Origin of the sequence: Plantactinospora sp. ZYX-F-223, from assembly GCF_039649625.1 — a bacterium.
In the GTDB taxonomy this organism is placed as follows: domain Bacteria; phylum Actinomycetota; class Actinomycetes; order Mycobacteriales; family Micromonosporaceae; genus Plantactinospora.
Window position 1 is genome coordinate 198,432 of sequence record NZ_JBDJAV010000008.1, and the last position, 14,213, is coordinate 212,644.

The following is a 14,213-nucleotide window of genomic DNA, read 5'->3' on the forward strand; positions in this document are numbered from 1 at the left end:
CACGGTGTCGAGGCTATCCGGTGCGCCGGACGCCCACCGATAGGCTCGGGGCCGAACGGAGTGAGGAGGCGGGGTGCCCGACGATCAGACGGTACGACCACCGGCGCTGCGGCCCGGCGACACGGTGCTGCTGGTGTCGCCGTCCGGCCCGACCCGGCCGGAACGGGTCGCCCGTGGGGTGGAACTGCTCACCAGTTGGGGCCTTCGTCCCGTCCTCGCCCCGAACGCGTACGCCCGGCGCGGTTACCTGGCCGGCGACGACGCGCTGCGCGCCGCCGACCTCAACGCGGCCTTCGCCGACCCGGCGGTGCGCGGCGTGCTCTGCACCCGGGGCGGCTACGGCGCGCAGCGGGTGGTCGACGCGATCGACATGTCGGTGGTACGCCGCGACCCGAAGGTGGTGGCCGGGTTCTCCGACATCACCGCGCTGCAACTCGCGCTCTGGCGGGGCGCCCGGCTGGCCACCGTGCACGGCCCGGGAGCGGCCTGGCTCGACGAGCGCACCCCGCCGGTCTCGGCCGAGTCGCTACGGGCCGCGCTGATGTGCCGCGAGCCGGTGGTGGTGCACCGGCTGCCGACCGAGGAGACCGCGAGTGTGCTGGTCCCCGGGGTGGCCACCGGTCCGCTGCTGGGCGGCAACCTCTGCCTGCTCACGCACTCCCTGGGTACCCCGGACATGCCGGATCTGACCGGCGCGATCCTGCTGGTGGAGGATGTCGGGGAACCGCCGTACAAGGTCGACCGGATGCTCACCCACCTGCGCCGGTCCGGGGTGTTGGCCGGGGTGGCCGGGGTGGCGGTCGGCCAGTTCACCGACTGCGCGGACGGCTGGGCGGTCGGGGTGGCCGAGGTGCTGGCCGAGCGGCTCGGCGACCTGGGCGTACCGGTGCTCGGCGGGCTGCCGATCGGGCACGGCGTCGGGCAGCTCACCGTGCCGGTCGGCGTACCGGCGACGCTGGACGCGGACGCCGGCACCCTGACCGTGACGCCGGCCGTACGCTGATCCACGCCTCCGACCGCTCCCGGCTCCACCGCTGACGCCCGCCCGCCCGGACTCCGCCGCTTACCCGCGCGACTCGTCGTCCTCCGGCCACGTCGGGCCGCCGGGCTACTCCACCGGCTCGGGCTCGGGCGCCTCGTCGGCTGACGCCAGCGCCCGTTCGAACCTGACGCGTAGCGCCGGCCAGCCGGCGAGGAGCCCGTCGGTCTCCAGCGGAGTCAGCGCGGTCCTCACCTCGCGCGTCATCCCCGCCTCGACAAGTCGCACGAGCACCTCGGCCCCGAGTTTCTCGTCGCCGGTGCCGTACGTCCGCAATGCCTTCGCGAGCAGCCCACCGAGTCGCCGGTCGACTCCCCTGGATCCGGCCAGCAGCGTAAGCCCGCACCGCAGCAGCCGATCGCGGTGTTCGCGATGCACGCCCCTGCCCACCATCTCCTCCAGCACGTCCACGGCCAGGTGCAGTGGTAGTTCGACCTCGCCGGCCAGCCGGTCGAGCAGAAGCCCGAAGACCCAGCCCCGATGCTGCCCGTCGATCGCGTCCAACAGTCTGGCGAGCCGGAGGTAGGAGTCCCGGCGCTCCGTCGCCTCGCCGACCGCGACCGGTGCGGCGAGGAAGGTCAGCAGCTCGTACACCAGCGAGGTGGCCGTCGAGGCGGATCCCACCAGGAAGCCGTTGATCCCGTGGCCCAGCGACGACGACGGCTCGAGCGCGTGCACCAACACGTCGTCGTCGATCCCGCACCGGAAGTACGCCCGCCGCGCCACCAGCTCCCAGGACTGTCCGCCCCGGTTGAACATCGCCAAGGCCACGTCCCCGGGCAGCACCATGTCGTACGTCCAGAGTGGATCGATCGGCGGTACGCCCGCCTCGGCCGGATCGGCCACCAGGTGCAGCGAGATGTCCCGGCTGCCGTCCTCGGCCCGGACCCGGTCGAGCGCCAACGCGTCCACCAGACTGCTCCAGTCCTCGGAGCCGAGCTGGGACTGCCACAGCAGGGTCTCCCGATGCCAGACCGGCACCACGTTCCGGTCCGGATACAGGCGGCTGACCCGCAGCGTGCCGGCAGCGCAGACCGTCAGCAGCAACAGGTTGGCGCTGTACGCGGCATGCCGCGCCGGCACCGGCAACCCGCGCGGCTGGTACGAGTCGAACCGTCTGGCCAGCCGGGTGTGGTGTGCGGCCCGGAACAGCCCGACCAGCAGCTCCGCCAGGGCCTTCCGGCGGGCGACGGGGGCGGTCGACATGAGGCCACGCAGGAAGCCGAGAATCGGCGCCCGCCCGCTCAGCGCCGCGTAGGAGAGCAGCGCGTGCAGCAGGTCGTCGTCGGCCGGACCGCCCCGCAGCGACATCATCGTGACGGCCTCCCGGGCCACGATGTCGTTCAACACCTGCCAGGTGAACCGGGCGACCAGGAATTCGCCGAAGGTGGCGTGCAGGAACTCGTACGTCTCCAGTTGCTCGTCGTCGCGGAGCGCACGTGACCGGTGCACGAAGAAGAACCGGCCGAGTACGATCTCGGCGTGCCGCAGCGGGGCCCGCAGCCCGGCGTCGATGCGGGGCGCGGGGACCGGCCCGAAGAGCGCCAGCAGGTCGTTCTCCAGTTCGGCTTCGCTGATCCACTGCGCGTTCCGGTTGAACATCGCGAAGGCGACCACCGACAGCCGGCGCAACTCCGCTTCGACGGCATGCTCCACCTCGTGCTCGGGCAGCCCCGGACGGTGCTTCACCACCTCACGGCGGGCGAACCGGTGCAACAGCCGCCCGTAGAGGTCGTCCTGCCGCAACACGCCCGCCGAGCGCAGGGCGTTGTCGTCCGCGTCGTAGAGCGCGAGCATCAGCAGCAGCAACGGTTGCTCGGCCAGTTCACGGTGGGCGAGCACTGTCGACAGGTCCAACGGGGCGACGCCCCGGACGGCGAACTCCTGCGCGTTGACCTCGTTCCAGTTGGCCAGCCAGACGGCCACCCGCGACTCGTCGAACGGCTCCAGCCGGAGCGCGATGGTCCCCTCTGGCGCGCGGGCCCGATCGGCGACGCTGGTCCGGCTCGTCACCAGGACCACCAGCGGCCGATCCTGGTCGGCCTCCCGCCGCTGGAATGCCGCGACCTTGACCAGGTAGTCGGTCTGGCTGACCCCGGTCGCCTGGAGCAACTCGTCGAAGCCGTCGAGCAGGACCACCGGCAGGGCGTCGCCGGCCGACCGGACCAGCGCCGGCCAGTCCAGCCGCTCACCGGTGGCCTTGCGGACCGCGTACTCGATCTGGTCCTGTAGGTCGGCGGTGGCCGGCATGTCACGGACCACCAGCCGGACCGGCAGGAAGTCGGCGGCCGGCAGCCGGGCGGCGAGTACCCGGGTGAGGACGGACTTCCCGGAGCCGGGCTGGCCGAGCACCAGCAACGGCGCCTCGACCGCCCGGGGATTGGTGAGATAACCGGTGAGGAACTCGGACAGGTCGTCCCGCACGGGCTGCTCGGCCCACCAGGACTCCTCGCTGGGCCGGGCCGCCGGACCGAGTTCGGCGATCCGGTACAGCGGGGGCACGTAACCCGCGCCGAGGGTCGGTACCCGGATTCCGGCCGGCACGTCGCCGGACTCGACGACCGGGCGGGCCAGCTCGGCCGTGTACGCCCGGGTCAGCCCAGAGCGCCGCTCGGACGGCAGCCGCCCGGCGGTGGCCTCCGCGAGCAGCCGTTCCAGGTCGGCCAACGCGGCAGCCACCTCCCGCACCTCGGCCCGGGTGCCGTCGTGCTCGCGCAGTACGGCCCAGAACGCCACCTCCGGAAACTCGGCGGCGAGCCGGCCGAACAGTTCCTGGTGCCGTTCCTGCGCCCGACCGGGCAGCGCGCGCAGGACCTCCTCGAACGCCGCCTGCTTGGACCAGGTGAGCCGATCCCACACGGCAACCCCGGCGACGAACCTCCGCATCCCGTCCGCGGTCGTGGCGTAGTACTCCCCGAGCGCCGCCTGGAACAGCTCGTACGGCTGGTGTGGCCCGGGCACCGGCACCCCCTCCGCGAAGAGGCTGCCCAGCAGGGACTCGTCCGTCCGGCCCGCCCCGACGATCGCCTTCTCTTCCCACTCCGTCAGTTCGAGGTCGTGGAACCGGAACGGCAGTTCCGACTCCGCGAACGCCTCGAAGAAGGCGGTGACCACGAGTACCCGGTGCGCTGCCGCGAGCCGCTCGGTCCGGCCGTACCGGGACAACCCGGACCGCGCCTCGGAGAGCTTGCCGACGAGTTCGTGGCTGAGCCGGATGAACTCGGCCTTGGCGTCGAAGAGCGCGAGCACGGCCGGCGCCGCCACCGCCGCGCCGAGCAGCGCTCCCCCGGTGACCTTGTCCAGCGCGGTCACCACCGGGCTACGTGCTCCGCCGAGCAGCCGGGCGGCGTCGGCGTAACTCAGCATCCGGGGCATGCGGCGACTCCTGTCCGTCGGGACGTGCGGTACAAGCTTGGCGGTACCGGACAACCGGCGGTAGTGGGCAGTGACCGTCGGAAGCGGGCGCGAAGCGGCACGTGCCGGGGCGTGGCTCTCAGTCGACTGTCAGCCAGGCCGGCGTTTCCCAGCCGGCTGACAGCCGCCTCCGAACTACCGCCCAGCGTGGTGCCGCATGGTGGGTCGGACTGACAGCAGCACTCGCCGTAACGGCGTACGCGCCCAGGGAGGGGATTTCAGCATGAGCAACCTGCTTTCCCGGAAGAAGGTCCTCGGCGGTCTGATGGCCGCCGGAGTACTCACGGTGGGTCTCGCGGCCCCGGCCGTGGCCTTCGCGGAGGACGGGACCACGCCGGCACCGACCCCGTCGGCCTCGGCGGAGAGCGGCACGACCGCTCCGGAGCACGGCAAGCGCTGGGCGGAGCAGCGCGGCAAGCTGGCCGAGCAGCTCGCCGCGGAGTTGGGGGTGCCGCAGGACAAGGTCGAGGCGGCGTTGGCGAAGATCAAGGAGCAGCACCGGGCCGAGTGGAAGGACCGGGTCGAGCAGCGCGGCAAGGGTACGCCCGACGCGCGGTCGAAGGCCGATCGGGAGGCCATGCTGAAGGAGCGGCTCGACAAGGCGGTCTCGGACGGCAAGCTGACCCAGGAGCAGGCCGACGCCATCCTCGCGGCGGTCAAGGCCGGCGTCTTCCCCGCCTTCGGCGGCGGACACTGGGGTGGCCTGAAGCACGGCGGCCCGGCCGGTGCCCCGGCGGACGGCGGCGAGTCGGGCACCCCGGCCACGAAGTAGTACTCCCGGCCACCGGGTCGCGCGTCCCGTCCGGCGCGCGACCCGGAACCGCCGGTCGAGTCGGGCGCAGATCGGGTGGCATCGGGTCATGGCGCCCGCCGAGTCAGGCGTCGTGGGCCGGACCGGTCGGGTCAGGCGATGCAGGCGCAGACGATGAGCGCGGCCCCGAAGTGGGTGGCGGCGCTGACCCGGGCGGCGGGATGCGGCTCGTCGGCGCAGATCACCTCGCCGAGCTTGCCGGGCGTGAGCCAGTCGAGCACCAGGAAGCCGAACGCCATGACGCCGAGCCCGATCAGTCCGAACAGGACAGTGGAGGCGAGACCCTTGGTGAAGTCGGTGTAGCTGGTCAGGATCGCGGTGAAGACGATGGCCGCGATGCCGAGTTGGTTGGCCAGCAGCAGCAACGCGGCATTGGCGTTGCGGCGTACCCAGATCAGCTCGCGCAGCCGGCCCGGGGTGAGCAGGTCGACCAGCCCGAAACCCGCGGCCATCAGGGCGATGCCGACCACGCCGAACACGATGCTCTGCCAGGCTCCCACGAGCAGGTCCTCGACCACCGACTGTCTCCCATCGGGTGTGGGCGGCCAAACGAGGGGGCCGCGTCGTCACGGACGATAACGCGGCCCGACAACCGTGGCTGACCCGTGCCCCGGGAGCACCTCCCGGCTAGAGCAGACCCAGGTAGCGCTGCCGCTCGTACGGGGTGACCTCGCGGCGGTACTGCTCCCACTCGGCGCGCTTGTTGCGCAGGAAGAAGTCGAAGACGTGCTCGCCGAGCACCTCGGCGACCAGTTCGGAGCCGGCCATCACGTCGATCGCCTCGGCGAGATTCTCCGGCAGGGACTCGTACCCCATCGCCTTGCGCTCGGCGTTGGAGAGCGACCAGACGTCGTCCTCGGCGCCCGGCGGCAGCTCGTAGCCCTCCTCGATGCCCTTGAGCCCGGCGCCGAGCAGCACCGCGAAGGCGAGGTAGGGGTTGGTCGCCGAGTCCGGCGAGCGGACCTCGACCCGGGCCGAGTTCGGCTTGCCGTACGCCGGCACCCGGACCAGCGCGGAACGGTTCAGGTGACCCCAGCAGACATACGCCGGGGACTCGGTGATCCGGTCCGGCAGTGCCTGCGGGAAGAGCCGCTTGTAGGAGTTGACCCACTGGTTGGTGACCGCAGTGTATTCCCGGGCGTGCACCAGCAGCCCGGCGATGAAGGCGCGGCCGACCTTGGAGAGCTTCATCGGGTCGCTGGCGTCGTGGAACGCGTTGCGCTCCCCCTCGAACAGCGACAGGTGGGTGTGCATGCCGCTGCCCGGCTGGTCGGTGAAGGGCTTGGGCATGAAGCTGGCCCGTACCCCGGTGGAGAGCGCGACCTCCTTGACCATGTGCCGGAAGGTCATGATGTTGTCGGCCGTGGTGAGCGCGTCCGCGTAACGCAGGTCGATCTCCTGCTGGCCGGGCGCGACCTCGTGGTGGCTGAACTCCACCGAGATGCCGATCCGCTCCAGCGCCAGCACCGCCTGCCGGCGGAAGTCCCGGGCCACCGCGTGGGTGGTGTGCTCGAAGTAGCCGCCGTCGTCGACCGGGACCGGCAGCGAGCCGTCGTTGGGGCCATTCTCCAGCAGGAAGAACTCGATCTCGGGGTGGGTGTAGAAGGTGAAGCCCTTCTCGGCGGCCCGGGACAGCGCCCGGCGCAGCACGTGCCGCGGATCGGCCCAGGACGGGCTGCCGTCGGGCAGCAGGATGTCGCAGAACATCCGGGCGCTCTCGCCGGAGACCCCGCCCTCGAACGGGAAGACCTGGAAGGTGGTGGGGTCGGGCATCGCCACCATGTCCGACTCGAAGACCCGGGCGAAGCCCTCGATGGCGGAGCCGTCGAAGCCGATGCCCTCGTCGAAGGCCGCCTCCAGCTCGGCGGGGGCCACCGAGACGCTCTTCAGCGTGCCGAGCACGTCGGTGAACCACAACCGGACGAACCGGATGTCACGCTCTTCCAGGGTGCGGAGCACGAACTCCTGCTGACGGTCCACCTCAACCCCTCGCACACTCTGTTCGGACCGGCCCAGCCGGCGCACGGCCTAGCGGTCCAGTCTTCACCGGTTCCGTTACGCAGACGTTACGTGAACTAGACCGGAACCGATGCGCGGGGTGGCCCGGCCTGCGTACTTACTGGGCGTTCGTCCCAAAGATAGCCCCGGGACCGACTCCGGCGCTCACCGGTACGGCGGACCGGCCACCGGCGGAGCACCGGTTGGTACCGGCATCGCCCGGATCCGCGACCGGTCGGCAGCGGGTCGGCGCCCACGCGGCACGGGGTGAGCGCCACCACGGCCGGCGCCACCCGGTGCACCGAGCCGGACCGGACCGGCTGCGGCAAGATGGAGTCATGCCGACCTTGCGCATCGCCCTGGCCCAGGTCAACCCCACCGTCGGCGACATTGCCGGTAACGCGGCCCTGATCCGGGAACGGTCCCGGCAGGCCGCCGGAGCCGGCGCGCACCTGGCGGTCTTCCCGGAGATGATGCTGACCGGATACCCGGTCGAGGACCTGGTCTTCCGGGACTCCTTCGTCGCCGCCTCCCGGGCCACCCTCGACCGGCTCGCCGCCGACCTCGCCGCCGACGGGCTCGGCGGGCTGCCGGTGCTGGTCGGCTACCTCGACGCCGACGGCCCGGCCAGCGCCAACGCCGAGGCCACCCCGACCCGGGGTCCACGCAACGCGCTCGCGGTCCTGCACGGCGGGCGGGTGGTGGCCCGCTACTTCAAGCACCACCTGCCCAACTACGGAGTCTTCGACGAGGACCGCTACTTCGTCCCGGGCGACGCCCTGACGGTGGTCCGGATCGGCGGAGTCGACGTCGCGCTGACCATCTGCGAGGACCTGTGGCAGGCCGGCGGCCCGTTCGCCGTCGCCCGCCGCGCCGGGGTCGGGCTGGTCGTCAACATCAACGGCTCGCCGTACGAGCTGAACAAGGACGACGTACGCCTGCCGCTGGTCCGCCGCCGGGCCGCCGAGGCCGAGGCGACGATCGCGTACGTCAACATGGTCGGCGGCCAGGACGAGTTGGTCTTCGACGGCGACTCGATGATCGTCGCCGCCGACGGCACCCTGCTGGCCCGCGCCCCGCAGTTCGTCGAGCACCTGCTGCTGCACGACCTCGACCTGCCCGACGGCCGCGCCGACGCCTCCACCGGCACCGAGCCGGCGCAGCCGGTGCCGGCCGGCGCCCCGGAGGACATGGCCATCACCCGGGTCCGGGTCAGCGACGGCCTGCCCGCCCCGGCCGGCCCCCGGCTCACCGGCGGCGTCACCGAGCCGGTGGTCGACGAGGGCGAGGTGTGGCAGGCCCTGGTGCTGGGGCTGCGCGACTACGTCGACAAGAACGGCTTCCGCTCGGTGGTGCTCGGCCTCTCCGGCGGCATCGACTCCTCCCTGGTCGCCGCGATCGCGGTGGACGCGCTCGGCCCGGAGCGGGTGGCCGGGGTCTCGATGCCCAGCCAGCACTCGTCGGAGCACTCCCGGGACGACGCCGCCGAGCTGGCCAAGCGGACCGGCCTGGACTACCGGGTCGAGCCGATCCAGCCGATGGTCGACGGCTTCCTGGCCAACCTGTCGCTCTCCGGGATGTCGGTGGAAAACCTCCAGGCCCGGGTACGCGGGGTGCTGCTGATGGCGCTGTCGAACCAGGAGGGCCACCTCGTGCTCACCACCGGCAACAAGAGTGAACTCGCGGTCGGCTACTCCACCCTCTACGGCGACTCGGTCGGCGGCTTCAACCCGCTCAAGGACGTCTGGAAGAGCCTGGTCTGGAAGCTGGCGAACTGGCGCAACGCGGAGGCGGTCCGGCGCGGCGAGACGCCGCCGATCCCGGAGAACTCGATCCGCAAGCCGCCGAGCGCCGAGCTGAGCCCCGGCCAGCTCGACAGCGACACCCTGCCGGACTATTCGGTCCTCGACGCGATCCTGGTCGGCTACGTCGACGGCGACCAGGGCCGGGACGACCTGGTCGCGGCCGGGCACGACCCGGAGGTGGTGGACAAGGTGCTGCGGATGGTCGACATTGCCGAATACAAGCGCCGGCAGTCCGCACCCGGTCCGAAGATCTCGATCAAGGCGTTCGGTCGGGACCGCCGGCTGCCGATCACCAACCGGTGGCGGGAACGGAGTTGACCCGTCCCCGGGTGTGAAAACCCGCACTCTTCCCTGCCGGAGCCGCACCGAGCGGTGGGACGATCGGCAGTGACCCGGGGACCGCGAACGCGGCCTCGAGGCGAGAGGAGACAGCGATGTCCGAGCACCAGATGGCGTCCGCCCCGGCCGAGGTGGCGACGCTGTACGGCGGTCCGGCGACCCGGCGGGTACGCGCCCGCGACCTGGTCGCCGCCAAGGAGCGCGGTGAGCGGTGGCCGATGCTCACCTCGTACGACCAGTACACCGCCGCGATCTTCGACCAGGCCGGAATACCGGTGCTGCTGGTCGGCGACTCGGCGGCGAACAACGTCTTCGGCTACGAGACGACCGTGCCGGTCACCGTCGACGACCTGCTCCCCCTGGTCCGTGCGGTGGTACGCGCCACCAACTACCCGCTGGTCGTCGGCGACCTGCCGTTCGGCTCGTACGAGGAGGGGCCGGCCCAGGCGCTGCGCACCGCCGTACGGTTCATGAAGGAGGGCGGCTGCCACGCGGTAAAGCTGGAGGGCGGCCGGCAGGTGGCGGAGCAGATCCGGACGATCACCGGGGCCGGCATCCCGGTGATGGCGCACATCGGGTTCACCCCGCAGCGGGAGCACGCCATCGGCGGCTACCGGGTGCAGGGCCGGGGCGACGCCGCCGACGAGGTGGTGGCCGACGCGCTCGCGGTCGCCGAGGCCGGAGCCTTCTCGGTCGTCCTGGAGATGGTGCCGGGCGAGGTGGCCAAGCGGATCACGCACGAGCTGGCGATACCCACCATCGGGATCGGGGCCGGCCCGGACACCGACGCCCAGGTGCTGGTCTGGCAGGACATGGCCGGGCTGCGGTCCGGCCGGATGCCCCGGTTCGTGAAGCGCTACGCCGACCTGCACGGCACCCTCACCGAGGCGACCCGGCGGTTCGCCGCCGAGGTCCGGGACGGCGAGTTCCCCACCCCCGAACACACCTTCTGATCCCGGCCGCTCGGGAGGGCTGCCCGCCCCCGGTGGTCCTCCCGAGCGGGCCGGACCGGCCGCCGCCGCGCTCAGATGTCGGTGACCCGGATTCCGGCGTGCGCCTTGTACCGCTTGTTGATCGCGATCAGGTTGGCGGTGAACGCCTCGATCTGGTGCGCGTTGCGCAGCCGCCCGGCGTAGACACCGCGCATTCCGGGGATCCGCGCGGCGAGCGCGCCGACCAGCCCGACCAGCTCGCGCTCCTCGGTGCAGATCAGCACGTCCAGCTCGATCCGGTCGACCTCCGGGTCGGCCAGCAGGGGGGCGCTGACGTGGTTGAAGGCCGCGCAGACCCGGGAGTCCGGCAACAGCGCCGCGGCCTGCTGCACGGCGCTGCCCTCCTCGACCCGCAACGGGTACGGTCCCTGCTTGTCGAAGCCGAGCGGGTTGACGCAGTCCACGACCACCTTGCCGGCCAGCGGCTCGCGCAGTCCGGCGACGGTGTCCCGGTGCCCGTCCCACGGCACCGCGATGACGACGATGTCGGACCGGCTGGCCACCTCGGCGTTGTCGCCGCCGGAGATCGTCGCGTCGGCCGGCATCCCGGGCAGGGTACGGAGTTCCGCCGCCGCCTGCTCGGCCCGGGCCGCCGAGCGGGAGCCGATGAGTACCGGCTGACCCGCCCGGGCCAGCCGGTAGGCCAGGCCCCGTCCCTGGTCGCCCGTGCCGCCGATGATGCCGACGGTGAGTCCGGTGACGTCCGGCAGCACACTCGCGTCATATGCCATGCCGGAATCCTCGCAGACCGTCGGGCGCATCGGCGGCGCCGGGCCGGACGGGGTGGTGTACCCCGGGGGGGTTGTCACCGCACCGGAACGCCCCGTGGGGCGTTCCGGTGGGAACTCAACCCATCATCTTCCGCGCGGCCGCCCTGGTGGCCTTCCGCGCCGGCGCCTTGGCCGGAGCCTTCCGCGCCGCGGCCTGCTTGCCGGGTGCCTTCCGGGCGGTGACCTTCTTCGCCGCCGTGCCGGTCCGCTTCGTCGCCACGGTCGCCCGCTTCGCCGGAGCTTTCTTGGCCGTCGCCCGCTTCGCCGGGGCCTTGGTCGCGGTTGCCCGCTTGGCCGGCGCCTTCTTCGCGGTCACCCGCTTGGCGGGGGCCTTCTTCGCCGCCGTGGTGGTCCGCTTCGCCGCCGCAGTCGTCTTCCGCGCCGCCGCAGTCGTCTTCCGCGCCGCGGCGGTGGTCTTCTTGCCGGCCGTGGTCCGCTTCGCCGCGGTGGCGGTCTTCCTGCCCGCCGCGGTCGTGCGCTTCGCCGCGCCGGCGCGGCCTGCCGCCGCCCGCGTGGTGGTCTTCGCGGTGGCCTTCTTCGCCGGTGCCCGCTTTGCCGGTGCCTTCTTCGCCGGCGCCTTCTTCGCCGCCGTCGCGCGCTTGGCCGGGGCCTTCTTCGCGGGTGCCTTCTTGGCCACCGACGAACTGGCGGCCTTGCGGGCCGGGGTGCCCTTGCTGGCACCCACGGTCCGGCTGCGCGCCGCGGTCTTCTTGCCGGCAGCGCTTCTCGCTACCGAGCGGGTGGCCCTGGTTGCTTCGGCCATCTGTGTTCCTCCTTGCGGGACATGCTCTCGGGGGTCTCCTCGCGGAGCACCACGGAGTTTTCGACGCGGGCTGTCGCCGCGCCGGTCTAGCGCTCCTCCCCGGCCCAGCGGGCATCCTCGGCGTCCCACGCTTCGTTGCGCTGCTGCACCCGCTGCAGCGCCTGCTCCGCGTCGGCTCCCGAGGCGTACGGACCGAGCACGTACCTCGCCGGGCAGACGTCGGCACCGGTCTCGACCCGGTGATGACGGATGCACCAGAAGTACTGCACATCACTCCCGCTGTCGCTCATGGGGTAACTGTGCACGGCAAACCGCCCAAGCGCTACCGTTTCACGCAAAATGACAGAGTGACTTCCACAGTAGACCGCATCGGATTACCGTCGCCCGGGAAACGGCAAAGTGCCGCCGTACGGGGGAAAGCCATTCTGCGACAAGGGATTCACCGCTGTCAGCGGCCCGGGAAGGCGGCGCGCACGGGCTGCCCGAGCGCGGGAAAAATTTCCCCCGCCGGTGGGACCGAACTCCCGCTTCATCGCCCTGACCTGCCACTTCGCGGCGCGGAATGGAGCACAATTCGCGGTGTGGACGGCATGCGACCCTCGGGTGGGACAGGACGGCTCGGCCGGGTCCTGTCAATCGTCGCGTTGACCATTCTGCTGCTGCTCGTCGGCAGCGCCGCGCACACCATTATGGGTATCGCGACCGAGCCCTCGATCGAGGAACGGGCCCGACAGGAAGCGGTACGGCAGGCTGCCCTGATCGGTGACGCACTCGTGCACGGCGTCGGCGACAGCGCCGCCGAACTCGGACAGACCGCCGCACGGAGCGGACGGGTCGACGTACTCAGCGTCGACGGCACCGACCGGCGCCACTCCCCCGGCGTACGGATGGTGTTCCGGGTGCATGTGGCGATGTCCCGGCCCGCGATGGCCGGACGGAAGCAGACCGAGGTGCGGATCTGTTTCCGTCAGGTCGTCGACCAGGAGCGGGCGGACTTCTCCCGGACCGAGGTGCCCTGCCCGGACAGCCTGCTGCCCGGGATGACGCCGACAGCGGCACCGACCCACCCTGCCGGCCACCCCGCGCCGACACCCGGCACCGACCCGGCCGGCGCCGCCGACCCGACCGGCGCGCCCAACTCTGCCGACGCGCCCAGCCCGGCCGCCGGACCGGGCGGCTGATACCGGCCCGTCGGAAGCCGGAACGGCGGGGACCGGGGCTCTGGTGGACCGCGTCGCGGCGCCCGGGGCGGTCGGTCCAGCCCGTTGGCCGCTGGTTATCGTCCTCGGCATGGCCGTCCCGGAGTACGTCGCACGGATCCGCAAACTCGTCGGGCACGACCTGCTCTGGCTGCCCAGCGTGAGCGCCGTGGTCTGCAACGACGTCGGAGAGCTGCTCCTCGGTCAGCGGTCCGACGACGGGCGCTGGTCGGTCGTCAGCGGCCTTGTCGAGCCCGACGAGCAACCCGCCGAGGCGCTGGTCCGGGAGGTCTTCGAGGAGACCGGCGTACGGGTGCTGCCGGAGCGGGTGACGAGCGTACTGGCACACCCGCACACCTATCCCAACGGCGACCGGTGCCAGTTCCTCAACATCGGCTTCCGTTGCCGGCTGCTCGACGGCGTCGCCCGGGTCAACGACGACGAGTCGGTCGCGGTCGGCTGGTTCGCCCCCGACCGGTTCCCGCCGCTCGACGAGCACGCCAGGACCACGATCGCGCACGCGCTCACCCCGGCTACCGCCGCGAGCTGGTTCGCCCCGGACTCGTCCGCCTTCTCCTGGGGCGCCCGGCCGTGACCCGACCGGCCCCCGTTCCAGCTCTGGCAGCTCCCGTGGATCAGCACTAGGTCGGCGGGGTCGTCCCGGCCGCTCCGGCCGCTCCGGTCACCGGCCGCCTGCCAGGCCCGGCCGATCGGCTCCGCCCGGGCGCAACCCGTCGCCCGGTGTCGAGACCGGTGCGCGGCGTTCGGCCAACGCCTGGATCTCGATGTGCGACCTGTGCGCGGCCGGGTTGTAGATTTCGTCGAGCGGACCCATCACCGCCCGGCCGACGCCGCGGCGACGCGCCCGGGCGACCAGCCAGCCGAGCCCACACAAGACCACGGCGAGCGCGCCGGCCAGCATCACGAACGGAACGATCTGCTCCACGGCACGGAGTCTAGGGGTACCACCGACACCGGGAACCACCTCGTTCCCGGAGCGACCGGAGTCGGCGGGATCGATCGGCCGGGAAATTCGGTGGCGGATGGTGGGGCGGAGTCGTAGTCTCGCGGCGCCCCGACTCT

The 14,213-nt window shown here is 72.2% G+C and carries 13 protein-coding genes; 6 read left to right on the top strand and 7 right to left on the bottom strand.

Translation table 11 applies throughout. The features are described from left to right. Positions 1-73 precede the first annotated feature (73 nt). Complete coding sequence (locus tag AAH979_RS11020; protein ID WP_346257975.1) at positions 74-1,003, top strand: LD-carboxypeptidase; 930 nt, start codon at positions 74-76, stop codon at positions 1,001-1,003. Positions 1,004-1,108: 105 nt separating this feature from the next. On the opposite strand, the gene AAH979_RS11025 is transcribed toward AAH979_RS11020, so the two are convergent. After that, positions 1,109-4,414 carry a hypothetical protein gene (locus AAH979_RS11025; protein WP_346257976.1) on the bottom strand — a complete coding sequence of 1,102 codons (3,306 nt, stop codon included), beginning with the start codon at positions 4,412-4,414 and terminating at the stop codon, positions 1,109-1,111. Positions 4,415-4,676: 262 nt separating this feature from the next. On the opposite strand from AAH979_RS11025, the gene AAH979_RS11030 reads away from it, so the two are divergent. Then, positions 4,677-5,225 carry a hypothetical protein gene (locus AAH979_RS11030; protein ID WP_346257977.1) on the top strand — a complete coding sequence of 183 codons (549 nt, stop codon included), beginning with the start codon at positions 4,677-4,679 and terminating at the stop codon, positions 5,223-5,225. A gap of 131 nt (positions 5,226-5,356) precedes the next feature. Here AAH979_RS11030 and AAH979_RS11035 read toward each other — a convergent pair whose 3' ends face one another. Both AAH979_RS11035 and glnA read right to left on the bottom strand, forming a co-directional pair. Then, on the bottom strand, positions 5,357-5,782 hold the full coding sequence (locus tag AAH979_RS11035) for a DUF350 domain-containing protein (RefSeq protein ID WP_346257978.1): 426 nt from the start codon (positions 5,780-5,782) through the stop codon (positions 5,357-5,359). Between the two features lie 109 nt (positions 5,783-5,891). Beyond that, positions 5,892-7,244, bottom strand: coding sequence for a type I glutamate--ammonia ligase (glnA, locus tag AAH979_RS11040; protein ID WP_278063361.1), 1,353 nt, complete (start codon positions 7,242-7,244; stop codon positions 5,892-5,894). A 356-nt stretch (positions 7,245-7,600) separates the two neighbouring features. Here glnA and AAH979_RS11045 point away from each other — a divergent pair, with 356 nt between their 5' ends. Together AAH979_RS11045 and panB are read left to right on the top strand one after the other, a co-directional pair. Continuing rightward, positions 7,601-9,385, top strand: a complete 1,785-nt coding sequence (locus AAH979_RS11045) for an NAD+ synthase (RefSeq protein WP_346257979.1) — start codon at positions 7,601-7,603, stop codon at positions 9,383-9,385. Between the two features lie 131 nt (positions 9,386-9,516). After that, the gene (gene panB, locus AAH979_RS11050; protein ID WP_346258013.1) at positions 9,517-10,359 is read left to right on the top strand and encodes a 3-methyl-2-oxobutanoate hydroxymethyltransferase; all 843 of its coding nucleotides are present in this window, start codon (positions 9,517-9,519) and stop codon (positions 10,357-10,359) included. Positions 10,360-10,430: 71 nt separating this feature from the next. Here the strand turns inward: panB and npdG are convergent, their stop codons facing one another. The 3 genes from npdG to AAH979_RS11065 form a co-directional block, all read right to left on the bottom strand. Then, positions 10,431-11,129: an NADPH-dependent F420 reductase gene (gene npdG, locus AAH979_RS11055; protein WP_346257980.1), complete on the bottom strand. Its 699-nt coding sequence runs from the start codon at positions 11,127-11,129 to the stop codon at positions 10,431-10,433. Between the two features lie 115 nt (positions 11,130-11,244). Continuing rightward, entirely contained in the window at positions 11,245-11,931 is a 687-nt protein-coding gene (locus AAH979_RS11060; RefSeq protein WP_346257981.1) for a histone, read from the bottom strand. Between the two features lie 86 nt (positions 11,932-12,017). After that, the gene (locus tag AAH979_RS11065; RefSeq protein WP_107261704.1) at positions 12,018-12,221 is read right to left on the bottom strand and encodes a hypothetical protein; all 204 of its coding nucleotides are present in this window, start codon (positions 12,219-12,221) and stop codon (positions 12,018-12,020) included. Between the two features lie 291 nt (positions 12,222-12,512). Between AAH979_RS11065 and AAH979_RS11070 the strand changes: the two genes are divergently transcribed. Both AAH979_RS11070 and AAH979_RS11075 read left to right on the top strand, forming a co-directional pair. Then, positions 12,513-13,112, top strand: coding sequence for a hypothetical protein (locus AAH979_RS11070; protein ID WP_346257982.1), 600 nt, complete (start codon positions 12,513-12,515; stop codon positions 13,110-13,112). Positions 13,113-13,221: 109 nt separating this feature from the next. Next, complete coding sequence (locus AAH979_RS11075) at positions 13,222-13,725, top strand: NUDIX domain-containing protein (protein ID WP_346257983.1); 504 nt, start codon at positions 13,222-13,224, stop codon at positions 13,723-13,725. 87 nt (positions 13,726-13,812) lie between these two features. Here AAH979_RS11075 and AAH979_RS11080 read toward each other — a convergent pair whose 3' ends face one another. Beyond that, the gene (locus tag AAH979_RS11080) at positions 13,813-14,076 is read right to left on the bottom strand and encodes a hypothetical protein (RefSeq protein ID WP_346257984.1); all 264 of its coding nucleotides are present in this window, start codon (positions 14,074-14,076) and stop codon (positions 13,813-13,815) included. Positions 14,077-14,213 lie beyond the last annotated feature (137 nt).

Coding starts and splice junctions, on each gene's coding strand:
- AAH979_RS11065 (WP_107261704.1), bottom strand. CDS start 12,221: ATGAGCGACAGCGGGAGTGATGTGCAGTACTTCTGGTGCATCCGTCAT.
- AAH979_RS11045 (WP_346257979.1), top strand. CDS start 7,601: ATGCCGACCTTGCGCATCGCCCTGGCCCAGGTCAACCCCACCGTCGGC.
- npdG (WP_346257980.1), bottom strand. CDS start 11,129: ATGGCATATGACGCGAGTGTGCTGCCGGACGTCACCGGACTCACCGTC.
- AAH979_RS11025 (WP_346257976.1), bottom strand. CDS start 4,414: ATGCCCCGGATGCTGAGTTACGCCGACGCCGCCCGGCTGCTCGGCGGA.
- panB (WP_346258013.1), top strand. CDS start 9,517: ATGGCGTCCGCCCCGGCCGAGGTGGCGACGCTGTACGGCGGTCCGGCG.
- AAH979_RS11030 (WP_346257977.1), top strand. CDS start 4,677: ATGAGCAACCTGCTTTCCCGGAAGAAGGTCCTCGGCGGTCTGATGGCC.
- AAH979_RS11060 (WP_346257981.1), bottom strand. CDS start 11,931: ATGGCCGAAGCAACCAGGGCCACCCGCTCGGTAGCGAGAAGCGCTGCC.
- AAH979_RS11075 (WP_346257983.1), top strand. CDS start 13,222: ATGGCCGTCCCGGAGTACGTCGCACGGATCCGCAAACTCGTCGGGCAC.